The sequence below is a fragment of the Ureibacillus sp. MALMAid1270 genome, assembly GCF_049202975.1.
Taxonomy (GTDB): domain Bacteria; phylum Bacillota; class Bacilli; order Bacillales_A; family Planococcaceae; genus Ureibacillus.
Genome location: NZ_JBMIRP010000093.1, coordinates 164,104 through 184,804, shown reverse-complemented (window position 1 = coordinate 184,804; position 20,701 = coordinate 164,104). Strand labels below are relative to the sequence as shown.

Below are 20,701 nucleotides of genomic sequence, written 5' to 3'. Positions count from 1 at the left end.
TTTGTATCGAAGTAAACAGTTACTTTTCTCTAACGGAAAGCCTGTGCAAATTATTGTACGGAATTATGACTCAAAGGATTTTGATGAACTCATTGAGATTCAATCTGAATGTTTCCCTCCACCCTTCCCATCTGAACTATGGTGGAATAAAGAACAGTTAAACAATCACGTGACTCTTTTTCCCGAGGGTGCACTATGTATTGAAATTGACGGAAAGATTGTGAGCTCATTAACTGGATTGTGTGTGAATTTTGATCCTACACATCCAAATCACTCTTGGGCTGAAATAACAGACCATGGCTATATTACGAATCATGACCCTAATGGCAATACTCTATATATAGTGGATATTAGCGTTCGACCAGCCTACCGCTCTTTAGGTTTGGGCAAAATCATGATGCAATCCATGTATCATATTGTCATCCAGTTAGGATTGGATCGTTTACTTGGTGGCGGACGAATGCCTGGCTATCATAAGGTAGCTCATGAAATGACGGCTAATGAATATGTTGAGGCTGTACTTGCTGGAAAAATTCATGACCCTGTCATCTCATTTTTACTTCGTGCAGGTCGTATGCCTATTGCTGTAGTTGAAAATTATTTGGATGATGAAGAATCACTAAATTATGGCGTCTTAATGGAATGGAAAAATCCATTTAAATAAAACCTTTTAAGCACTTTTTCATATTCTTTGAAAAGGTGCTTAATTTTTTCCAATTTCAATTGACAATTTCTAGAATGTTGCATATAAATGATATATGAACATATGCTCATATAAGAAAAAATAAGGGTGATGATTATGACTCAAGAAAAGGTAATGAACGATATTGTTCAACCTGCACATACTAACGATTTAGATGAGGAAACATTATTTGTTGTTTCTCAAACATTTAAAGCATTAAGTGATCCAACAAGAATTCGTATTCTAAACTTTCTATGCTCCGAAGAACATTCGGTGAATGAGATTGCTGAAAAGCTAAATCTTAGTCAGTCTTCTGTATCACATCAACTACGATTTTTAAAAAACCTACGTCTGGTGAAGTTTAGACGAGAAGGTACGACACTTTATTACTCAAATGATGATGATCATATTATGAACTTGCTTCAGCAAGCCATTGACCACGCTACACATTATTAGTTAGGGGAAATAAAAATTAGAAATGGGGGATACCCATGGGTGCACATCATAACCATCACCACCATGAGCACTCTCATGGTGCAAATAAGAAAGTGCTGTTAATCTCTTTTATCATCATTACTGCTTATATGATTGTTGAAGCAATTGGAGGATTTATTACCAATAGTCTAGCTTTACTTTCTGATGCAGGTCATATGTTAAGTGATTCGGTTGCACTTGGTATTGCACTTTTTGCCTTTATATTAGGTGAGAAAGCTGCCAATCAACGAAAGACTTTTGGATATAAACGATTTGAAATTTTAGCGGCTGTTTTAAACGGCATTACACTAATGCTCATTGCTGCATTTATTTTCTATGAAGCCATTGAACGCTTCGCTAATCCACCTGAGGTTGCGACTACAGGTATGCTTATTATTAGTTCGATTGGGCTTCTAGTAAATATTCTTGTTGCATGGATTATGCATCGAGGTAGCGATACTGAAGAAAACTTAAATATGCGTGGAGCATATTTGCACGTATTAAGTGATATGCTCGGATCCGTTGGGGCAATTATTGCGGCTTTACTTATGATGTTCTATGGATTTGGCTGGGCAGACCCACTAGCAAGTGTGATCGTTGCAGCACTTGTTTTACGCAGTGGCTTTTATGTTACAAAATCTGCGGTGAACGTTCTAATGGAAGGTACGCCTGACAATGTTAATATGGATGAAGTGATTTCAACCATTAAAAAGACAGATGGTATTATTACAATTCATGACTTACACATTTGGAGTATTACAAGTGGCTTAAATGCACTTTCTTGTCATGCAGTTGTTAATGACTCAACAATGACTATTGCAGAAAGTGAAGATATGCTTAGAAAAATTGAACATGATTTAATTCATCTCGGTATTCAACATGTCACTATCCAACTAGAAACAACCGCGCATAAACATGATGAATCCATCCTCTGTCAGATTAAAGGGGAACAAGGCGGACATCATCATCACCATCATCATTAATGGGGAAATGATGTTGGATTGGTTTTAGTTCATGTTTTTAGGGAATCTTAAGATTTACTAGACACTTTTTCTTTCTTCCACGAAATTTTGTCTAGTAAAAGCTTTTGCATCCCTTCATTAGCATAGATGGAACCAAAAAACCGAACCATTAGTTCGGTTTTTTAATGCTTATAAGGGTTTATTCTCTTAGCGATATACTATATAGCTTGTCATCATTCGGTTGAGGGGTTCCTCTACCATCCGTATTATTAGTAACAAAGTAAAGTGTGTCCCCTTCAACGAATACATCACGAACTCTACCTAACCCTGTTACAAACTCCATTGTCTCACCAGTTTCAAGATTAAATTCTAATACCGCATTTCCTCTTAGTGCAGCTACATATAACTTTCCGTTATAGTAGCCCATACCGGAAGGAGCCCAAGTATTGTTTCTTCCGGAAGTAAAGATCGGTGACACCATTCCTTCTTGCCCTTCCGTACCTTCTATTACTGGCCAACCATAATTTAACCCTTGTTCTATTTTATTGATTTCATCATTAGCCCGATTTCCATGTTCACTTGCATACATTGTTCCTTCTGGTGACCAAGTTAACCCTTGTGGATTACGATGGCCATAACTATAAACATAAGAGTTCTTAAAAGGATTATCAGCTGGTATGGACCCATCTAAATTTAATCTTAAAATCTTACCAGATAGTGAATTTAAGTTTTGAGCCAAAGATGATTCAGCTGCATCGCCTGCTGTTGCATAAAGTTTTCCATCTGGTCCGATTTTAATTCGCCCTCCGTGGTGAACATTACCACTTGGTATTTTATCAAGAAGGACGCTCTCTTCTTCCCATACATTGTTTTCTAAAATTAAAGAAACAATCCGGTTAAATCGACCATTTTGATCTTCATAAGTGTAGTACGCATATGCTCGATTGGAATTTGTAAAATTAGGTGCTAGTGCAAACCCCATTAGCCCCGCCTCAGCTGCTTTAGAAAGTTGTTTATCTAGTTTTACTTGCTGTCTGACTGCTTGACCACCTTCAATTTTTGTAATTGTACCAGTACGTTCCGTTATATAAAATGTATCGTTTATCTTATCGATAGACCAAGGGATATTTAAATTTTGAGCAATGACAACTAATCTTTCGTTCATTTTAGTAACTTCAATGATATCAGAATCTGGATTTTGTACAATTACTTCAGGCTCTGGGGGATTACAACCTGCTAAAACAAGTAAAAGTAAAAAAGATAGAATGAAAACCTTCTTCACAAAATCACTTCCCCTCTCTGTTTGGTTTACTAGAAATCTTATCACCTTTTCCCTTTATTTCCACACATTATACTTTAAAGAAAAGCTAGATCCATCAATAATCACAACATCATCACGGTGACGGATTTCCTCCATTAAGGTAAATAGCGCTTCATCTTTCTTTTTTGCTTCGATCATACAGTGAATTTCAGGAACGGTTCCTTTTATTTCATTCAAGAAATTGAAAAACATATTCACATTTCTGAAATGCTACAAATGTCATGGTATTTGATGGTGATGCATTTTTCAATTCCATACTCATTGCAACGTATCCTAATCGTACAATCGTCATCATTCCACCTCAACTACAGTATGGGGAAACTTATCCTGTATAAACAATCGGTCTAAAAAAAGAATCTCCCATAAATCGGAAGAGTCTAAACATAGATATTAATTGGTTACATTTTTTATATTCACTTCATCTTAAGCTTTAGATTCCTGTTCTTTTTCTTTTTCAATCCATTTGAGCAAGTATTTCTGATAACGCGGCATTATCCAACCTAAAATTTTTCCAATGAAATAAGCAGCAACAATTGTACCACGACAGCCCCTAATGATTGGATAAATATTATACATACTTAAGCTGCAACAGCTACATTTGATCCCACTTATATTAACTATTTTTATTTAAATTTTCTTGTGCCATTCTTACAAGTTCCTTGACCATATTTCCACCTAATCTACCGCCTACTTTACCAGCTTGCTCAGAAGTCAGTTTTCCGTTATATTCTTCATTTAATGGAACACCTATTTCTTTTGCTATTTCAAATTTGGCTTGATTAGGATCATTTGTACCCGCAACTTTTGCTTTTAGTTGGTCAAGTCCTTCTCTTGCTTCAGGAACTAATAATTTATTTCGATTTCTACGCGCCATCGTAATCCCTCCTTTTGATTATTATTTACAAAAAAAAGTGGTGTACATGTAATTTCGTTTATTTAAATATAGAAATAGAAACTATTATTCATATTAATATTTCCAATAATTGTATAATTAGATAATATAGAATTAGTAATCACAAGATCACTTAAAAATGAAATAGATTTAAGAAAAATCCTTGATTTTTACATATTAAAGTTCATTATTAAAATGAGGTGAACAACTTGGCACGTGAGAAAAAATTTACAAATGAGGAATTATATCATGCAGTAAAGCATCTACTTCTTAAATACGGTTACGATGGATTTACTTTTACTGTGCTTGCAAGCTATCTTGATGTATCGAGAGCAGCAATTTATAAATACTATGAAAATAAAGAAGAACTTCTTAGTGAATATATGGTTTATGAACTAGAAAAGTTTTTAAATGATATGAAAGTGATCGGTGAAAAGAAAACATTTCAAGAGCAGTTTGATGCGCTTTTTGATATGATTTTTTCAGATTTAAGCCTATATGAGATTAGAACGATGGGAATGCAAATCCCAATTATTAATAATAAAATTAAAGCAAATAAACAAAAAATAAGTGAAATTATTATTGATTTGTTTGCATCACTACAACAGTTTGTTGAATTAGGCAAAAAGGAAAGCGTATTCAAGGAAGAGCTCCCTAACAATCTTATTTTGGGAATGATATTTGAAACAGTGAATATTCGTAATCAAAATAATATTCCACTTCCGGAATGGGTAGAGATGATTAAAGATGTAATAAGTCACGGATTGTTCAAAAACAATTAAATTGACACTCTTGTAACATTCAGTTACTAATTAAATGGCGGAATTAATTGTTCCGCTCATTTTTAAACTAAAGTTACATATATGTCACTTTCGAGAAAGGACTTAAATATTTATGAAGAAGTATAGAGAACAAATGGATTTTCGTCTTTATGATCAACCAAAAAATAATCATGCTCTGAATAGTTCCATATATCTCTCCATTGAACAATTGCTGAGACGTTTTTAAATGATTTAAATCCTTTGATCCTGAGATTGATTCAAAATATGGTGTAAGAATATCTGATGTTTTGACTCATAAATTAAGTTCATGTTTTCGTGTACATCTGTTTCTATTTCTAAATAATATGTTCCAGCAGGTAAAAAGATAGACGATTTTTTCCCAAAGCTTTAGATCGGTCGTATTATTATCTTCCGTGTATAATACAGCAGTAAAATGATTTCCACCATAGCGGTTCTGATTAGAGAATGCGTGACTATTTAATTCTACTGTAACTTTTTTCGGTTTATTTAATGGAATTTGATTTGCGTCTTTAATATAGTTGTTCGGCTTTGCATCCCCTTTTACATCATCGGTAATTCGATAGAATACCTAAGTATTGGTACTTTTTGGAATAAATGTCCAGAGTTATTTTTATCAATTAATAGGTTCATTTTTCCTTTAGTCATAAAGAAATGTAGTTAGGGAAAGAATAAACCAATAAATAAGTAGATACTTTCATAGGTAAATTATTTTTATGAAATAGATAAAGTAAAATTTCTACCGAGAAAGGAATTCATGATGAAAAAGGTCTCTAACGTATTTTGGATTTCAGTATTGATTGTACTAGCTGCTTGCGTGTACGGAGTTGTTGCACCAAAGAATTTTGAAGCCGTAACAGCAAGAGTACAAGTATTTCTTACTTCTACATTCGGATGGTATTACTTAATCTTAGTTACAGTATTGGTGGTTTTTTGTATTTTCCTTATTTTTAGCCCAATTGGAATCATCAAGTTAGGAAAACCTGATGAGAAACCTGAATTTTCGAGAGCATCTTGGTTTGCAATGCTCTTCAGTGCAGGTATGGGGATTGGTCTTGTATTTTGGGGAGCGGCAGAGCCACTTTCTCACTTCATGACACCTCCATTAGCTGAGTCTGGAACGGATGAAGCGCAAAAAGAAGCGTTACGGTATACCTTTTTCCATTGGGGTATTCATGCTTGGGCTATATACGCAATCGTAGCTTTAGCATTAGCTTATTTCAATTTTCGAAAGGGAGAACCAGCTCTTATTTCCGCTACATTAAAACCAATATTAGGGAAAAAGGCAATGGAAGGAACCCTTGGAACAGTTATAGATGTATTAGCTGTTGTAGCTACTGTTGTAGGGGTGGCAACTACATTAGGCTTTGGTGCAACGCAAATTAATGGAGGACTATCTTTCTTATTTGGAATACCGAGTAATTTTACAGTTCAATTGATTATTGTAATTATAGTTACAATTTTATTTACTCTCTCCGCATCGACTGGATTAGGTAAGGGTATTAAAATTTTAAGTAATGTAAATATGTTATTTGCGGTTGTTTTGTTAGTTTTAATGTTTATCATTGGACCAACACTTCTCATTATTAATATGTTTACTGATTCTCTTGGCGGATACTTACAAAATATAGTTCAAATGAGTTTTCGTATTGCTCCACTAAATGAGGATAACCGTTCTTGGATTAATTCTTGGACTATCTTTTATTGGGCATGGTGGATTTCTTGGGCTCCATTTGTTGGGATATTTATAGCTCGAGTATCGAGAGGAAGAACGATCCGAGAATTTGTTATCGGCGTTTTATTACTTCCCACGCTTGTATGCTTTTTATGGTTTGCAGTGTTCGGTACTACTGGAATCGAGGTTCAAAAAGCTGTAAATTATGATATTACACAGCTTGCTACGGAAGAAGTATTGTTTGCAATTTTTAAAGAGTTACCTTGGCCAACAATCATGTCTGTCATTACAATCGCATTAGTTAGCATATTCTTTGTTACATCTGCAGATTCGGCAACCTTTGTACTAGGTATGCAAACAACTTACGGCTCCCTCAATCCACTAACATCTATAAAATTAACCTGGGGAGTTGCTCAGTCAATTGTAGCTTTAGTTCTAATCTATAGTGGTGGATTGCAAGCACTGCAAAATGCACTGATCATAGCAGCGTTCCCGTTTTCGTTCATCATGATCTTAATGATGCTTTCGCTTTATAAATCTTTAGTTAATGATAAAAAAGAACTCGGTTTGTATCACAAACCGAAGCCTCGTAAAAAACCAGCAAAAACTACGTCATATGATTAATTATGGCGTAGTTTTTTATTAACCTATATTGATAATATTTTTTGTTGCATGAAAAAAAACCCTTTCTCGAGAAAGGGTTTGAAAACGTGAATAAGAATATTAACGTTTTGAGAACTGAGGCGCACGACGAGCACCTTTAAGACCGTATTTTTTACGTTCTTTCATACGTGGGTCACGAGTTAGTAAACCTGCAGATTTAAGTGCTGGACGGAAATCTGGGTCAACTTGTAGTAACGCACGAGCGATACCGTGACGGATAGCACCAGCTTGACCAGTGAATCCACCACCGTTTACGTTTACAAATACATCATAGCTACCTTTAGTTTGAGTTGCTTCTAATGGTTGGTTGATGATTAAGTGTAAAGTTTCGAATGGTAAGTAGTCTTCGATGTTACGGTTGTTGATAACGATTTTGCCTTCGCCTGGTACTAAACGTACGCGAGCTACTGAGCTTTTACGGCGACCTGTGCCGATATATTGAACTTGTGCCAAGTGTATATCCTCCTCTAATGAATTATCCGCGAAGCTCGTATGCTTCTGGTTTTTGTGCTGCATGTGGATGTTCTGCTCCAGCGTAAACGTGAAGTTTAGAGAACATTTGACGACCTAAAGAGTTTTTAGGAAGCATGCCTTTAATTGCTAATTCAAGCATTTGACGTGGGTATTTTTCTTTCATTTCGCCAGCTGTACGTTGTTTTAAACCACCAGCGAATTGAGTGTGACGGTAGTAAATTTTACCTTCTAATTTATTACCTGTTAATTGAATTTTTTCTGCATTGATGATGATTACGTGATCACCTGTGTCAACGTTTGGTGTGAATGTTGGTTTATGTTTACCGCGTAAGATTGAAGCTACTTCAGAAGCTAAACGTCCAAGAGTTTGGCCTTCTGCGTCAACTACTAACCATTTACGCTCTACTTCGTGACCTTTAGCCATGAATGTTGTACGCATTTATATGTCCTCCTAATCGATTCGATTACCGTTATTTTTCATTATATAATCACTTATAAGATTCGGGGCTTATTCGTGGTTGGTAATGAAAATACCATATGTCATCTTATAATATTTTTTATAGTAAGTCAAGTGAAAATGAACACCTGGTAGTGTTGTTTTTTAACTTTATTTTTTAATAAAATACTTGCTCTAAATATAAACCATGTGCTGCAGCTGTTTTACCTGCATTTCCACGGTCCATAGAATCTATTACTGCTTTTAAATTACTTGCTTCACGCTTTCCAATTCCAACTTCCCAAAGAGTACCAGCAATGATTCTCACCATGTTATATAAAAACCCGTTTCCTTCTATGACCATGTGTAATTCTTGGCCATGCCATTCCAGTTTTAAAGAATGTACGGTACGGACTTTATCCACTACACACGTATTCGCTGCACAGAAACATGAAAAATCATGCGTACCGATAATGTATTGAGCAGCTTCGATCATTTTTGCTACATCTGGTTTTACACCATTTGTATCGACCGAATAATGTCTACGAAAAGGACTTTGAACCGAATCACAGTTCCAAATATAGCGATATCTCTTTCCAATAACACTAAATCGGGCGTGGAAATCAGAAGGTACTTCCTCTATTTGTAATACTCGAATATCCTTCGGTAATTGGACGTTTAAAGCCTTCTGATAGCGGTCTGGTGGTATAGTTAGGTTTGTATCAAAGTGAATGACTTGTCCTGTTGCATGTACCTTAGAATCGGTACGACCGCTTGCAGTAATACGTACCATTTCACCTTTATGCATTTTAGTTAAGACATTTTCTATCTCTAGTTGAACTGTTCGCTCGCCTGGTTGCACTTGATAGCCTGAAAAATGTGTACCATCGTAACTTATAGTTGCTTTTAAACGACGCAAACAAGATCACCCCTTAAGTACGTAAAAAGATTAATACTGCAGTTAAAACAATCAGTACAATTAAACTGATTGAATCTCGCCAATCCCATTTTAGTTTTCGGTAACGTGTACGTCCTTCTCCACCGCGATAGCCTCTTACTTCCATAGCAGTTGCTAAATCCTCTGCTCGTTTAAATGCACTAACAAACAGAGGTACTAATAATGGAACGACTGCTTTTAGTCGATCCTTTAATGGACCTGCACTTAAATCAGATCCACGAGCCATTTGTGCTTTCATAATCTTATCAGTTTCATCCATTAATGTTGGGATAAAACGAAGTGCTATAGACATCATTAGGGCAAGCTCATGTACAGGTAGCTTTATTTTCTTTAATGGGTTTAATAAAACTTCGATTCCATCAGTAATTGAGATTGGTGATGTTGTTAAAGTCAATATAGATGTGATGAAAACAAGTACAACAAATCGAACTGAAATGTATATCCCTTGTCTTATCCCCTCTTCATAAACCTTTAAGAAGCCAAGATCTAATACAATATTACCGTCTCTTGTGAAAATGATATGAATCAAGAATGTAAAGACGATTAATATCAATACAGGCTTTAAACCATTAACTAAAAAATAAAGACGTATACGAGATAGCAAAATAATGAATAGCGTAAAAGCAAATAACATTGCGTAGGTAATTGTATTATTTGCTATGAAAACAATGATAATAAAAGCAAAAACAAATACTAGTTTAGAGCGTGGATCCAATCGATGAACAAAAGAATCTCCAGGAATATATCGCCCAAAAATCATTTTTTCCATCATGACTCTTCACGCTCCCCTTTTACTGCACGAGCAATTTCTTTAGCTAATTCCTCTTCAGTTAAACAAATTTTAGAGAGCTTCTTACCTATTAACTTCTCCATTTTTTGTTGAAACTTAACAATTCGTGGTAGTTCTAAACGATACTGTTCAAGTATGTTTGCGTCAGCAAAAATTTCCCTTGGCGTACCAGTTAAAACACAACGGCCTTCATGCATGATAGCAAGCTTGTCCGCATATTTTGCGGCATCCTCCATACTATGAGTTACGAGAATCGTCGTGAGGCCACGTTCACGATGTAATGTATAGAACATATCCATTATTTCACGTTGTCCTCTTGGATCAAGTCCAGCAGTTGGTTCATCCAATACAATGACTTCCGGTTCTAACGCAAGTACTCCCGCAATGGCAACACGTCTCATTTGTCCACCAGATAAGTCAAATGGAGACTTTTCAAGAACGGAATCAGGTAACCCAACAAGTCCAATTAACTCTCTAGCACGTCTCTCAGCTTCCTCTTCTGACACGCCAAAATTCATAGGACCAAACTTAATATCTTTTAAGACAGTTTCTTCGAATAATTGATGCTCAGGAAATTGAAAAACAATCCCTACCTTTTGACGAATAGGTTTTAACTCCTTTGCTTTCTTTCCCGCCACAATTACTCTTTCACCAATATGTACTTCACCTTTAGAAGGTTTTAGTAAGCCATTAAAATGTTGTAATATCGTAGATTTTCCGGAACCAGTATGTCCTATTACAGCTTGATAAGTTCCCGAAGGTATCTCTAAATCCACATCAAATAAAGCATGCTTTTCAAATGGTGTGCCCATAGAATAGGCAAAGCTTACTTGTTGAAGTTTGATGTCCATATATCATTCACCAACTCTTCTTCTGTCATATGTTCTCCAACTAAATGAACACCGTTTGTTTTTAACAAGTTCGTCATTCTCATCGCAAATGGAAGCTCTAGACCAAGTTCAACTAATTTATCTCCAAGTGAGAAAATCTCATGAGGTGAACCCTCTGCGTATTTCTTTCCGTCATTCATAAAAAGAATTCGATCAGCTAACAATGCTTCTTCAATATCATGTGTAATGGATAATACGGTTAAATTAGTCTCTGCTCGCAATTCACGTACAGTGTTCAGCACTTCAGCACGCCCTTGTGGATCTAGCATTGCTGTCGCTTCATCAAGTATTAAAATTTTTGGTCTCATAGCTAAAGCACCAGCAATTGCAACACGTTGCTTTTGACCACCTGAAAGATGATGTGGTTCATGATTTAAGAAAGAGTCCATTTTCACTTGTTTAAGTGATGTGTGAACACGCTTTACCATCTCTTCATGAGGTACCCCATTATTCTCTAAAGCGAAGGCAACATCGTCTTGCACGGTTGCACCAACAAACTGATTATCAGGATTTTGAAAGACCATACCAATCTGAGTGCGTGTTTCCCATAGATTTTCTTCTGTTAATTTACTATTTAAAACACGTACTTCACCCTCTTGGGGAAATAGCAGACCAGAGATGATTTTTACCATTGTGGATTTACCAGATCCGTTATGACCAACTATTGAAATCCATTCACCTTCATTTATTGAAAATGAAACATCATGAACTGCTTTACGTGCATCTTCAATTTCTGGTGTATATGAAAAACTCACATTATTAAACGACAGAATCTCACTCACTTCTAGATACTCCTCTCAACTTACTCAGCTAATAATATCTACCTTATCATTTATTGTCGATGAATAAATATTTACATATACAAAAATAAGGTACGTTATCAATCAGCAGAACTATACTAGAATGGAACGTATCTTATTTTTACATATGTATTCATTTTTACAAAAGAAATATTGAATCTACTAGAATGGAAAACTATACCAAATACAATTGAATAAAAAAGCGCGCACCTCATTCAGAGAAATGCGCTTTAACTACATTTTTAATTAAGAGCTTGGCTGCTCATTTCCAAGCACTTATGAATGAGGTGCGGAGAGCTAGACGAGACGCCGTCACAAAGGACTCGCTCATTATAACGCTCAATGCCATTTTATTGTCGTATAAATCATTTGAAAAAGAGAGGGGCCGGACTCAACGGGTGAACCGGATACCCTCTATGAAAGAATAACTGAATTAAACTAATTCAATTACTACTACAGGTGCACCGTCACCACGACGAGGACCTTTTTTAAGGATACGAGTGTAACCACCTTGACGATCTGCGTAACGTGGTGCTACATCGTTAAATAACTTTTGTAATGCGAATGAAGATGTTTCATTGCCGTTTTCGTCAGTAGTAGTTGCAACTTCACGACGGATGAATGCAGCAGCTTGACGACGAGCATGTAAATCTCCACGCTTACCTAAAGTAATCATTTTTTCAACAACAGAGCGTAATTCTTTAGCACGCGCTTCAGTTGTTTCAATGCGTTCGTTAACGATTAAATCAGTAGCTAAGTCACGTAATAACGCTTTACGTTGAGAACTTGTACGACCAAGTTTTCTGTAACCCATAGATGTTCCCTCCTTCTTTTGTTCTTCAGACTTGAAAGTAGTGCTTAGTCTTCTTTACGTAACCCTAAACCAAGCTCTTCTAATTTCGCTTTTACCTCTTCTAATGATTTACGACCAAGGTTACGAACCTTCATCATGTCATCTTCTGATTTATTCGCAAGCTCAAGTACCGTATTGATACCAGCGCGTTTTAAACAGTTGTAAGAACGAACAGAAAGGTCTAGTTCTTCGATCGTCATCTCTAAAACTTTCTCTTTTTGATCTTCTTCTTTTTCAACCATGATTTCAGCCGTTTGTGCTTCATTCGTTAAACCAACGAAGATATTAAGGTGCTCAGTTAAAATTTTTGCGCCAAGCGAAATCGCCTCTTTTGGACCAATGCTTCCATCAGTCCACACATCAAGTGATAATTTGTCGAAGTCAGAATTTTGTCCGACACGAGTGTTTTCTACTTGAAAATTAACGCGTGAAACTGGAGTGTAAATAGAGTCGATCGGGATCACGCCGATAGGAAGATCTTCACGTTTGTTTTGATCAGCAGGAGTATAACCACGGCCACGACGTGCATACATACGTATACGTAAATGACCATTTTTAGCAATTGTTGCAATATATAGATCTGGATTTAAAATTTCAACGTCACTGTCATGTGTTATGTCAGCAGCTGTAACAACTGCATCGCCTTTCACGTCAATCTCAATAACTTTTTCTTCGTCAGAGTAGATTTTAAGTGCAAGCTTTTTAATATTCAAAATAATAGAAGCTACATCTTCAACTACACCTTCAACAGTAGAGAATTCATGTAGTACTCCATCAATTTGAATGCTTGTAACAGCAGCTCCTGGAAGCGAAGACAGAAGGATACGACGTAAAGAATTACCCAAAGTGTTTCCATATCCGCGTTCTAGCGGTTCAACAACAAATTTACCATGTTTGAAATCTTCGCTGATCTCAACTGTTTCAATCTTTGGTTTTTCAATTTCGATCATTCAATTTACCCTCCTTCAAAACATCGGATGTATTAGGTTCATACCATCATATACTTATTATAATTGCACATTCTTTCGGTTTGCACAAAGATGATGTCTCAAAATTTGTGAGTTGCACCCATTACACACGACGACGTTTTGGTGGACGGCAACCGTTATGTGGAACTGGAGTAACATCTTTAATTGCAGTTACTTCTAGACCTGCTGCTTGAAGAGCACGAATTGCAGCTTCACGACCAGCACCAGGACCTTTAACAGTTACTTCTAACGTTTTCAGACCATGTTCAAGGGATGCTTTTGCAGCAGCCTCTGCAGCCATTTGAGCAGCATAAGGTGTAGATTTACGTGAACCTTTGAATCCAAGTGCACCAGCACTAGACCAAGACACTGCATTACCTTGCATATCTGTAATCGTTACAATTGTATTGTTAAATGTAGAACGGATGTGAGCAATACCAGATTCGATATTCTTTTTCACACGACGTTTACGTGTTTGTTGTTTACGAGCCATGTTAAAAGGAACCCCCTTTACTTATTATTTTTTCTTGTTCGCTACAGTTTTACGAGGACCTTTACGCGTACGCGCATTATTTTTCGTATTTTGACCACGAACAGGTAAACCACGACGGTGGCGGATACCACGGAATGAACCGATTTCCATTAAACGTTTGATGTTTAATGAAATTTCACGACGTAAGTCACCTTCTGTTTTGTATGAATCTAATTGTTCACGGATACGGTTTAATTCATCTTCAGTAAGATCGCGCACGCGAGTATCTTCTGATACACCAGCAGCTGCTAGAACTTTTTGAGAAGTTGTTTTACCAATACCGTAAATGTATGTTAATGAAATTACAACGCGTTTGTCGCGAGGAATGTCAACACCAGCAATACGTGCCATATATTAGTGCACCTCCTTCTAATTATCCTTGTTTTTGTTTATGTTTAGGATTTTCACAGATTACCATTACTTTACCGCGTCGGCGAATTACTTTACATTTTTCGCAGATCGGTTTCACAGATGGTCTCACTTTCATCTAACCCAACCTCCTTAATATTCCGGAGTGCAAAAGATTATTTAAAACGGTATGTGATACGACCGCGAGTTAAATCGTAAGGAGATAACTCGATAGTAACCTTATCTCCAGGTAAAATTCTGATAAAATGCATACGAATCTTTCCAGATACGTGCGCAAGAACCGTGTGCCCATTTTCTAATTCTACCTTAAACATCGCGTTTGGCAAAGTCTCAACTACTGTTCCTTCGACTTCAATTACATCGTCTTTCGCCATCAACCCTATCTCCCTTCTATATGCGCTTTTCCGATTCTCTACTAAGAGAAACCATCCAATTGTTTTCTTCTAAAGAAGCAACACCATTAACATATGCATGGATTGTATGAGAGATGTTCGAAAGACGCTCGTCTGGTTTCGCTTCACACAATCCACGGATAGAACAAAATCGAAATTTTGTTATCCTTATTGTTTAACGATAGCCGGAATGTCTTGGATGAGAGATTCATACCCGTTTACACAGATGCTTCCACGAAACCCTTAACACACTTATTAGTGTCATCCTATCTAAAATAAGCATTACACTTCATAAAGTGTATACCGGGCACATTTTGCTTTTGCAACTCTCATTAGTTTTTTGTTGCACCGCAGTTCACGCGCGAAAAGCAATTGATATTCGCCTAATGCCGGGTATTAGCTGCGGCTGCCCTGTAATAATAGAGCGTCTAGATCAGCAAAGACCTTATTAATGTCTTGCTGTCCATCAATATTCGTTAAAACACCTTTTGCTTCATAATAGTTTAGCAAAGGTTGCGCTTGATTCATATTTACTTCCAGACGGTTCGCAACCGTTTCAGGATTATCATCAGCACGAGTGTATAATTCGCCACCATCTTTATCACATTTACCTTCCTCTTTTGGAGGATTGAAAATGATATGGTACGAAGCACCGCAAACCTTACAAATACGACGTCCACTTAAACGAGCAACAAGTTCATCCTTTTCAACTTGGATATTAATTGTATGATCAATTTGTTTACCAAGCTCAGAAAGAATGTTATCTAATGCTTCCGCTTGTGGTACTGTACGTGGGAATCCATCAAGTAAGAAACCTTTTTCACAATCTTTTTGGCTAAGTCGTTCGCGAACGATACCAATCGTTACTTCATCAGGAACAAGTGCTCCTTGATCCATAAACGATTTTGCTTTTAATCCTAACTCTGTGCCATCTTTTATAGCGGCACGGAACATATCGCCTGTAGAAATATGAGGGATTGCGTACTTCTCAACAATTTTATCTGCTTGAGTACCTTTGCCAGCACCGGGCAGACCCATTAAAACGATATTCATACGTTTTGCTCCCCCTAATTCAGCTGGCGTAGGAAACAAAATAGTTTCCTATTCACCAACATTATTTCATAAAGCCTTTATAGTGACGTTTAACTAATTGTGACTCTAGTTGTTTCATTGTTTCTAATGCAACACCGACTACGATAATTACACTAGTACCACCAATTTGCGCTGAGGCAGGTAGGTTCATGAATTTAATAAATAGGATCGGTAATACAGAAATCACGATTAGGAATAAAGCACCCACAAAAGTTAAACGATATAAAACTCTTGTTAAGTATGATTGTGTATCACCACCTGGACGAATACCAGGGATGTATGCACCTTGTTTCTTCAGATTATCTGCTAAGTTTTCAGGATTCACTTGGATAAATGCATAGAAATAAGTGAATGCAGCGATTAATGCAACATAAATGATCATACCAACAGGTTCTGTATAGTTAAACGTGTTTGATATGAATGTTGTAAAATCGTTTTGTCCGAAAAACATTACCAAAGTCTGAGGAGTAACGATAAATGCCATTGCAAAGATTACCGGAATAACCCCTGCAGCATTTACTTTTAAAGGTAAATGCGTTTGTTGTCCACCTAGTTGTGGAGAACGTCCCGCTACACGTTTAGCATATTGAATTGGAATTTTACGAAGCGCTTGTTGAACGTAAATAACCCCAACAACAACTGCTAAAAGGATAACAACTAGAAGTGCAAGGATGATGATCTGAATAAACAGTTGATCTCCAGCGCCTTCAATTTGTTGTGCATAGATTTGGTTAACTGCAGTAGGAATTGCAGCAACAATTCCGGCGAAGATAATGATTGAAATACCGTTACCAACACCATGTGCAGTAATTTGTTCACCTAACCACAATAGGAATGCAGTACCACCAGTTAACACGATTGCAATTGTAATGTAAGACATAATACTTGTATCAGTAATTAATTGTCCTCCATACATTTGGTTAAAACCAAATGACATTGCAAATGCTTGTAAGAATGCTAACACGATTGTGAAGTAGCGTGTGAACTGTGCAAGTTTACGACGACCAACGTCACCTTGTTTAGACCATTCAGCAAACTTCGGTACAACATCCATTTGTAATAATTGAACAATAATTGATGCTGTAATGTATGGCATAATTCCCAATGCAAAGATTGAGAAGTTAGCCAATGCTCCACCACCAAAAGTATTCAAGAAACCGATTAAGTTAAATTGATCGGCAACTTGTAATACGTTGGCGTCAACATTCGGTACTGGAATGAATGTTCCAATACGGAATATTAGAAGCATAATCAGGGTGAAAATGATTTTATTTCTTATATCTCGAACACGCATGAAGTTTGAGATTGTTTGAAACATTAAATCACCTCTGTTGTTCCACCAGCATTTTCGATAGCTTCTTTAGCTGATGCAGAGAACTTGTGAGCTTTTACAGTTAGCTTTTTATTAAGAGTTCCATTACCTAGAACTTTAATGCCTGCTTTTTCATTACTCACGACACCAGTTTCAACTAATAATGCAGGTGTTACTTCAACGCCATCTTCAAAACGATTTAAAGTATCAATGTTCACGATAGCGTATTCTTTACGGTTGATGTTCGTAAAGCCGCGTTTAGGTAAACGACGGAAAAGTGGGTTTTGACCACCTTCGAATCCAGGGCGTACGCCGCCGCCAGAACGGGCGTTTTGACCTTTGTGACCTTTACCTGCAGTTTTACCGTTACCAGAACCGATACCACGACCAACACGGTTACGCTCTTTACGAGAACCTACCGCTGGTTTTAACTCATGAAGTTTCATATGGGTGGCACCTCCTTGTTCATTGTTTAGGGTTATTAATTTTCTTTTACAGTAACTAAGTGAGCTACTTTGTTTAACATACCGCGAATAGCAGCGTTATCAGCTTGCTCAACAGTTTGATTAGTTTTGCGTAAACCTAAAGCTTCAACGATTTTTCTTTGAGCTGGTTTCGCACCAATAACAGATTTAGTAAGGGTGATCTCTAGTTTGTTTGCCATTTTGATTCCCCCCCTTATCCTAATAATTCTTCCACTGATTTACCGCGAAGTTTTGCAACTTCTTCTGCGCGTTTAAGTTCATTTAAACCTGCGATCGTTGCACGAACCATATTAATAGGTGTGTTTGAACCTAGAGATTTTGAAAGAATATCAGTAATACCAGCAAGTTCAAGTACGGCACGTACTGGACCACCAGCGATAACTCCTGTACCAGCAGATGCAGGTTTAATTAAAATTTTACCTGCGCCAAAGCGACCTTGTACTTCGTGTGGAGTAGTTCCACCAACACGTGGTACTTCGATTAAGTTTTTCTTCGCATCTTCAACTGCCTTTTTGATTGCGTCTGGAACTTCTTGAGCTTTACCAGTACCGAAACCAACATGGCCGTTTTTATCTCCTACAACAACTAATGCTGAGAAGCGGAAGCGACGTCCACCTTTAACAACTTTAGCAACGCGGTTGATCGTTACTACGCGTTCTTCAAGTTCTAGTTTGTTTGCGTCAATTCGACTCATGAAGTATGTCCCTCCTTCTTATTAAAATTCTAAGCCGTTTTCACGTGCAGCTTCAGCTAAAGCTTTCACACGTCCATGATATAAGTAACCACCGCGGTCAAATACTACAGCAGTAATATTTTTTTCCACAGCACGTTTAGCGATAATTTCACCGATTTTAGCTGCAGCTTCAATATTGTTACCTGCACCCTCAAAATCTTTTTCTTGAGTAGATGCACTTACAAGTGTTGTTCCTGCAACATCATCAATAAGTTGCGCATAGATGTTCTTGTTTGAACGGAATACATTTAAACGAGGACGTTCTGCAGTACCCGAAATTTTTGTACGAACACGCGCATGACGTTTTTTACGAACTTGATTTTTATCTTGTTTCGTAATCACTGAGGTCACTCCTTTCTAACGCTTATCTAGCATTATTTACCTGTTTTACCTTCTTTACGACGAACAACTTCACCTTCGTAACGGATACCTTTACCTTTGTAAGGTTCTGGTGGACGTACGTCACGAATGTTAGATGCTAATGCACCAACACGTTCTTTGTTAATACCTTTAATAGTTACTTTAGTGTTCGAAGGAACTTCGATCTCTAAACCTTCTTCAGGTGTGAACTCTACTGGGTGAGAGTATCCAACGTTTAATACAAGTTTTTTACCTTGTAATTGCGCACGGTATCCGACACCGACAAGTTCTAGAGTACGAGAAAATCCTTCAGATACACCAGTTACCATGTTAGCTAGTAATGCACGAGTTGTACCGTGAATAGTACGATGTTCTTTTGATTCAGAAGGACGAGTTAATGTAATGACGTTACCTTCTTGTTCGATTTTAATATCTTTGTTAAAAGATTGAGTAAGTTCGCCTTTTGGTCCTTTTACAGTAACAGTATTATCTTCTGCGATCGTAACTGTTACTCCTGCAGGAACCTCGATTGGTTTTTTACCTACACGAGACATTTAGTTGCACCTCCGTTCGTTTATAGCTTCTTACCAAATGTAAGCTAAGATTTCTCCGCCAACTTGTTTAGCACGTGCTTCTTTATCAGTTAATACACCTTGAGAAGTTGATACTAAAGCGATACCTAAGCCGTTTAATACTTTTGGTACTTCGTTTGTTTTTGCGTAAACACGTAATCCAGGTTTAGAAATACGTTTTAAACCAGTGATAACACGCTCATTATCTTTACCGTATTTTAAGAAGATACGGATAATACCTTGTTTATTGTCTTCAACATACTCTACATCACGGATGAAACCTTCACGCTTTAAAATTTCAGCGATTTGTTTCTTTAAATTTGAAGCTGGAACTTCTAATTTCTCGTGACGTACCATGTTCGCATTACGAATGCGAGTAAGCATATCTGCAATTGGATCAGACATTGTCATATATTTTTACCTCCTTCCCAAATTAGGGGATTACCAGCTAGCTTTTTTAACGCCTGGAATTTGTCCCTTATATGCAAGTTCACGGAAACAAATACGGCAAAGTTTAAATTTACGGTACACTGAATGTGGACGACCACAGCGTTCACAACGTGTATATTCTTGAACTTTAAACTTTTGCTTACGTTGTTGTTTAACGATCATTGATTTTTTAGCCACGTTCTCGCCCTCCTTGTTTTATTACTTTTGGAACGGCATACCGAATTGTGTCAATAACTCGCGAGCTTCTTCATCAGAATTCGCAGTCGTTACGATCACGATGTCCATACCGCGTACTTTTGAAACTTTATCGTAATCGATTTCAGGGAAAATTAATTGTTCTTTAACACCTAATGTGTAGTTACCACGACCATCGAATGCTTTTTTAGAAACACCGCGGAAGTCACGTACACGTGGAAGTGCGATAGAGATTAATTTATCCAAGAATTCATACATACGGTCACCACGTAATGTTACTTTTGCACCGATAGGCATTCCTTCACGTAAACGGAAACCAGCGATAGACTTTTTCGCTTTAGTTACAACTGGTTTTTGACCTGTAATAATTGTTAATTCTTCTACAGCAGCGTCAAGTGCTTTTGAGTTTTGAACAGCGTCACCAACACCCATGTTGATCACGATTTTTTCAACTTTTGGCACTTGCATAACAGATTTATAATTAAATTTGCTCATAAGAGCTGGAGAAACTTCGTTTAAATATTTTTCTTTTAGGCGGCTCATATTCGTACCTCCCTTCTCATTTTACTTA

At 37.0% G+C, this 20,701-nt stretch carries 30 protein-coding genes; 5 read left to right on the top strand and 25 right to left on the bottom strand.

Translation table 11 applies throughout. The features are described 5' to 3' along the window. Position 1 precedes the first annotated feature (1 nt). The 3 genes from ACOQFO_RS13565 to ACOQFO_RS13555 all read left to right on the top strand — a co-directional run bounded on the left by ACOQFO_RS13565 (position 2) and on the right by ACOQFO_RS13555 (position 2,139). On the top strand, positions 2-664 hold the full coding sequence (locus ACOQFO_RS13565) for a GNAT family N-acetyltransferase (protein ID WP_421690196.1): 663 nt from the start codon (positions 2-4) through the stop codon (positions 662-664). Positions 665-799: 135 nt separating this feature from the next. Continuing rightward, on the top strand, positions 800-1,138 hold the full coding sequence (locus tag ACOQFO_RS13560; RefSeq protein WP_421690195.1) for an ArsR/SmtB family transcription factor: 339 nt from the start codon (positions 800-802) through the stop codon (positions 1,136-1,138). A gap of 35 nt (positions 1,139-1,173) precedes the next feature. Further along, the gene (locus ACOQFO_RS13555) at positions 1,174-2,139 is read left to right on the top strand and encodes a cation diffusion facilitator family transporter (RefSeq protein WP_421690194.1); all 966 of its coding nucleotides are present in this window, start codon (positions 1,174-1,176) and stop codon (positions 2,137-2,139) included. A 178-nt stretch (positions 2,140-2,317) separates the two neighbouring features. Here the strand turns inward: ACOQFO_RS13555 and ACOQFO_RS13550 are convergent, their stop codons facing one another. The 3 genes from ACOQFO_RS13550 to ACOQFO_RS13540 form a co-directional block, all read right to left on the bottom strand. Beyond that, positions 2,318-3,400 (bottom strand): PQQ-dependent sugar dehydrogenase, encoded by a 1,083-nt coding sequence (locus ACOQFO_RS13550; RefSeq protein WP_421690193.1) that lies wholly within the window; start codon positions 3,398-3,400, stop codon positions 2,318-2,320. A gap of 54 nt (positions 3,401-3,454) precedes the next feature. Beyond that, positions 3,455-3,631, bottom strand: a complete 177-nt coding sequence (locus ACOQFO_RS13545; RefSeq protein ID WP_421690192.1) for a hypothetical protein — start codon at positions 3,629-3,631, stop codon at positions 3,455-3,457. 421 nt (positions 3,632-4,052) lie between these two features. Then, positions 4,053-4,313: a small, acid-soluble spore protein, alpha/beta type gene (locus ACOQFO_RS13540; protein WP_421690191.1), complete on the bottom strand. Its 261-nt coding sequence runs from the start codon at positions 4,311-4,313 to the stop codon at positions 4,053-4,055. A gap of 227 nt (positions 4,314-4,540) precedes the next feature. On the opposite strand from ACOQFO_RS13540, the gene ACOQFO_RS13535 reads away from it, so the two are divergent. Together ACOQFO_RS13535 and ACOQFO_RS13530 are read left to right on the top strand one after the other, a co-directional pair. Further along, a complete protein-coding gene (locus tag ACOQFO_RS13535; protein ID WP_421690190.1) occupies positions 4,541-5,113 on the top strand; it encodes a TetR/AcrR family transcriptional regulator in 573 nt (190 codons plus the stop codon). A 778-nt stretch (positions 5,114-5,891) separates the two neighbouring features. Next, a complete protein-coding gene (locus tag ACOQFO_RS13530) occupies positions 5,892-7,430 on the top strand; it encodes a glycine betaine uptake BCCT transporter (RefSeq protein WP_421690189.1) in 1,539 nt (512 codons plus the stop codon). Between the two features lie 99 nt (positions 7,431-7,529). Here ACOQFO_RS13530 and rpsI read toward each other — a convergent pair whose 3' ends face one another. The 22 genes from rpsI to rplE form a co-directional block, all read right to left on the bottom strand. Beyond that, on the bottom strand, positions 7,530-7,922 hold the full coding sequence (gene rpsI / locus ACOQFO_RS13525) for a 30S ribosomal protein S9 (protein WP_106781794.1): 393 nt from the start codon (positions 7,920-7,922) through the stop codon (positions 7,530-7,532). 22 nt (positions 7,923-7,944) lie between these two features. Beyond that, complete coding sequence (gene rplM, locus ACOQFO_RS13520; protein WP_421690188.1) at positions 7,945-8,382, bottom strand: 50S ribosomal protein L13; 438 nt, start codon at positions 8,380-8,382, stop codon at positions 7,945-7,947. A 175-nt stretch (positions 8,383-8,557) separates the two neighbouring features. Then, positions 8,558-9,298, bottom strand: a complete 741-nt coding sequence (truA, locus tag ACOQFO_RS13515; protein WP_421690187.1) for a tRNA pseudouridine(38-40) synthase TruA — start codon at positions 9,296-9,298, stop codon at positions 8,558-8,560. 13 nt (positions 9,299-9,311) lie between these two features. Then, entirely contained in the window at positions 9,312-10,109 is a 798-nt protein-coding gene (locus ACOQFO_RS13510; RefSeq protein ID WP_421690186.1) for an energy-coupling factor transporter transmembrane component T family protein, read from the bottom strand. Beyond that, positions 10,106-10,978: an energy-coupling factor ABC transporter ATP-binding protein gene (locus tag ACOQFO_RS13505; protein ID WP_421690185.1), complete on the bottom strand. Its 873-nt coding sequence runs from the start codon at positions 10,976-10,978 to the stop codon at positions 10,106-10,108. The genes ACOQFO_RS13510 and ACOQFO_RS13505 overlap by 4 nt, the downstream gene beginning before the upstream one ends. After that, positions 10,954-11,799, bottom strand: coding sequence for an energy-coupling factor ABC transporter ATP-binding protein (locus tag ACOQFO_RS13500; RefSeq protein ID WP_421690184.1), 846 nt, complete (start codon positions 11,797-11,799; stop codon positions 10,954-10,956). The genes ACOQFO_RS13505 and ACOQFO_RS13500 overlap by 25 nt, the downstream gene beginning before the upstream one ends. Positions 11,800-12,250: 451 nt before the next feature. Next, positions 12,251-12,631 (bottom strand): 50S ribosomal protein L17, encoded by a 381-nt coding sequence (gene rplQ / locus ACOQFO_RS13495; RefSeq protein WP_421690183.1) that lies wholly within the window; start codon positions 12,629-12,631, stop codon positions 12,251-12,253. 44 nt (positions 12,632-12,675) lie between these two features. Further along, on the bottom strand, positions 12,676-13,620 hold the full coding sequence (locus tag ACOQFO_RS13490; protein ID WP_421690182.1) for a DNA-directed RNA polymerase subunit alpha: 945 nt from the start codon (positions 13,618-13,620) through the stop codon (positions 12,676-12,678). Between the two features lie 121 nt (positions 13,621-13,741). Further along, positions 13,742-14,131, bottom strand: a complete 390-nt coding sequence (rpsK, locus tag ACOQFO_RS13485; RefSeq protein ID WP_036172483.1) for a 30S ribosomal protein S11 — start codon at positions 14,129-14,131, stop codon at positions 13,742-13,744. A 24-nt stretch (positions 14,132-14,155) separates the two neighbouring features. After that, on the bottom strand, positions 14,156-14,521 hold the full coding sequence (rpsM, locus tag ACOQFO_RS13480; RefSeq protein WP_421690181.1) for a 30S ribosomal protein S13: 366 nt from the start codon (positions 14,519-14,521) through the stop codon (positions 14,156-14,158). A gap of 22 nt (positions 14,522-14,543) precedes the next feature. After that, entirely contained in the window at positions 14,544-14,657 is a 114-nt protein-coding gene (rpmJ, locus tag ACOQFO_RS13475; RefSeq protein ID WP_000868344.1) for a 50S ribosomal protein L36, read from the bottom strand. 37 nt (positions 14,658-14,694) lie between these two features. Then, on the bottom strand, positions 14,695-14,913 hold the full coding sequence (gene infA, locus ACOQFO_RS13470) for a translation initiation factor IF-1 (RefSeq protein ID WP_016839390.1): 219 nt from the start codon (positions 14,911-14,913) through the stop codon (positions 14,695-14,697). Positions 14,914-15,327: 414 nt separating this feature from the next. Continuing rightward, complete coding sequence (locus ACOQFO_RS13465; RefSeq protein ID WP_421690180.1) at positions 15,328-15,984, bottom strand: adenylate kinase; 657 nt, start codon at positions 15,982-15,984, stop codon at positions 15,328-15,330. 61 nt (positions 15,985-16,045) lie between these two features. Beyond that, positions 16,046-17,341, bottom strand: a complete 1,296-nt coding sequence (gene secY / locus ACOQFO_RS13460) for a preprotein translocase subunit SecY (protein WP_421690179.1) — start codon at positions 17,339-17,341, stop codon at positions 16,046-16,048. Continuing rightward, entirely contained in the window at positions 17,341-17,781 is a 441-nt protein-coding gene (rplO, locus tag ACOQFO_RS13455; protein ID WP_421690178.1) for a 50S ribosomal protein L15, read from the bottom strand. Before rplO ends, secY begins: the two co-directional genes overlap by 1 nt. A gap of 35 nt (positions 17,782-17,816) precedes the next feature. Next, on the bottom strand, positions 17,817-17,999 hold the full coding sequence (gene rpmD, locus ACOQFO_RS13450) for a 50S ribosomal protein L30 (protein ID WP_421690177.1): 183 nt from the start codon (positions 17,997-17,999) through the stop codon (positions 17,817-17,819). Between the two features lie 14 nt (positions 18,000-18,013). Further along, positions 18,014-18,514, bottom strand: coding sequence for a 30S ribosomal protein S5 (rpsE, locus tag ACOQFO_RS13445; protein ID WP_421690176.1), 501 nt, complete (start codon positions 18,512-18,514; stop codon positions 18,014-18,016). A gap of 21 nt (positions 18,515-18,535) precedes the next feature. Next, positions 18,536-18,895, bottom strand: a complete 360-nt coding sequence (rplR, locus tag ACOQFO_RS13440) for a 50S ribosomal protein L18 (protein WP_421690175.1) — start codon at positions 18,893-18,895, stop codon at positions 18,536-18,538. 32 nt (positions 18,896-18,927) lie between these two features. Then, a complete protein-coding gene (gene rplF, locus ACOQFO_RS13435; RefSeq protein WP_421690174.1) occupies positions 18,928-19,467 on the bottom strand; it encodes a 50S ribosomal protein L6 in 540 nt (179 codons plus the stop codon). 30 nt (positions 19,468-19,497) lie between these two features. Further along, positions 19,498-19,896: a 30S ribosomal protein S8 gene (gene rpsH, locus ACOQFO_RS13430; protein WP_097149256.1), complete on the bottom strand. Its 399-nt coding sequence runs from the start codon at positions 19,894-19,896 to the stop codon at positions 19,498-19,500. A gap of 30 nt (positions 19,897-19,926) precedes the next feature. Further along, on the bottom strand, positions 19,927-20,112 hold the full coding sequence (locus tag ACOQFO_RS13425; protein ID WP_004233656.1) for a type Z 30S ribosomal protein S14: 186 nt from the start codon (positions 20,110-20,112) through the stop codon (positions 19,927-19,929). A gap of 21 nt (positions 20,113-20,133) precedes the next feature. Next, entirely contained in the window at positions 20,134-20,673 is a 540-nt protein-coding gene (rplE, locus tag ACOQFO_RS13420; protein ID WP_421690173.1) for a 50S ribosomal protein L5, read from the bottom strand. Positions 20,674-20,701: the final 28 nt, after the last annotated feature.

Bases quoted from the DNA above. Each gene is read 5' to 3' on its own strand.
- ACOQFO_RS13560 (WP_421690195.1), top strand. From the start codon at position 800: ATGACTCAAGAAAAGGTAATGAACGATATTGTTCAACCTGCACATACT.
- ACOQFO_RS13555 (WP_421690194.1), top strand. From the start codon at position 1,174: ATGGGTGCACATCATAACCATCACCACCATGAGCACTCTCATGGTGCA.
- ACOQFO_RS13545 (WP_421690192.1), bottom strand. From the start codon at position 3,631: ATGTTTTTCAATTTCTTGAATGAAATAAAAGGAACCGTTCCTGAAATT.
- ACOQFO_RS13540 (WP_421690191.1), bottom strand. From the start codon at position 4,313: ATGGCGCGTAGAAATCGAAATAAATTATTAGTTCCTGAAGCAAGAGAA.
- ACOQFO_RS13530 (WP_421690189.1), top strand. From the start codon at position 5,892: ATGAAAAAGGTCTCTAACGTATTTTGGATTTCAGTATTGATTGTACTA.
- rplM (WP_421690188.1), bottom strand. From the start codon at position 8,382: ATGCGTACAACATTCATGGCTAAAGGTCACGAAGTAGAGCGTAAATGG.
- ACOQFO_RS13510 (WP_421690186.1), bottom strand. From the start codon at position 10,109: ATGATGGAAAAAATGATTTTTGGGCGATATATTCCTGGAGATTCTTTT.
- ACOQFO_RS13505 (WP_421690185.1), bottom strand. From the start codon at position 10,978: ATGGACATCAAACTTCAACAAGTAAGCTTTGCCTATTCTATGGGCACA.
- rplQ (WP_421690183.1), bottom strand. From the start codon at position 12,631: ATGGGTTACAGAAAACTTGGTCGTACAAGTTCTCAACGTAAAGCGTTA.
- ACOQFO_RS13490 (WP_421690182.1), bottom strand. From the start codon at position 13,620: ATGATCGAAATTGAAAAACCAAAGATTGAAACAGTTGAGATCAGCGAA.
- rpsK (WP_036172483.1), bottom strand. From the start codon at position 14,131: ATGGCTCGTAAACAACAAACACGTAAACGTCGTGTGAAAAAGAATATC.
- rpsM (WP_421690181.1), bottom strand. From the start codon at position 14,521: ATGGCACGTATTGCTGGTGTTGACATTCCTCGCGACAAACGCGTTGTA.
- rpmJ (WP_000868344.1), bottom strand. From the start codon at position 14,657: ATGAAAGTGAGACCATCTGTGAAACCGATCTGCGAAAAATGTAAAGTA.
- infA (WP_016839390.1), bottom strand. From the start codon at position 14,913: ATGGCGAAAGACGATGTAATTGAAGTCGAAGGAACAGTAGTTGAGACT.
- ACOQFO_RS13465 (WP_421690180.1), bottom strand. From the start codon at position 15,984: ATGAATATCGTTTTAATGGGTCTGCCCGGTGCTGGCAAAGGTACTCAA.
- secY (WP_421690179.1), bottom strand. From the start codon at position 17,341: ATGTTTCAAACAATCTCAAACTTCATGCGTGTTCGAGATATAAGAAAT.
- rplO (WP_421690178.1), bottom strand. From the start codon at position 17,781: ATGAAACTTCATGAGTTAAAACCAGCGGTAGGTTCTCGTAAAGAGCGT.
- rpmD (WP_421690177.1), bottom strand. From the start codon at position 17,999: ATGGCAAACAAACTAGAGATCACCCTTACTAAATCTGTTATTGGTGCG.
- rpsE (WP_421690176.1), bottom strand. From the start codon at position 18,514: ATGAGTCGAATTGACGCAAACAAACTAGAACTTGAAGAACGCGTAGTA.
- rplF (WP_421690174.1), bottom strand. From the start codon at position 19,467: ATGTCTCGTGTAGGTAAAAAACCAATCGAGGTTCCTGCAGGAGTAACA.
- rpsH (WP_097149256.1), bottom strand. From the start codon at position 19,896: ATGACAATGTCTGATCCAATTGCAGATATGCTTACTCGCATTCGTAAT.
- rplE (WP_421690173.1), bottom strand. From the start codon at position 20,673: ATGAGCCGCCTAAAAGAAAAATATTTAAACGAAGTTTCTCCAGCTCTT.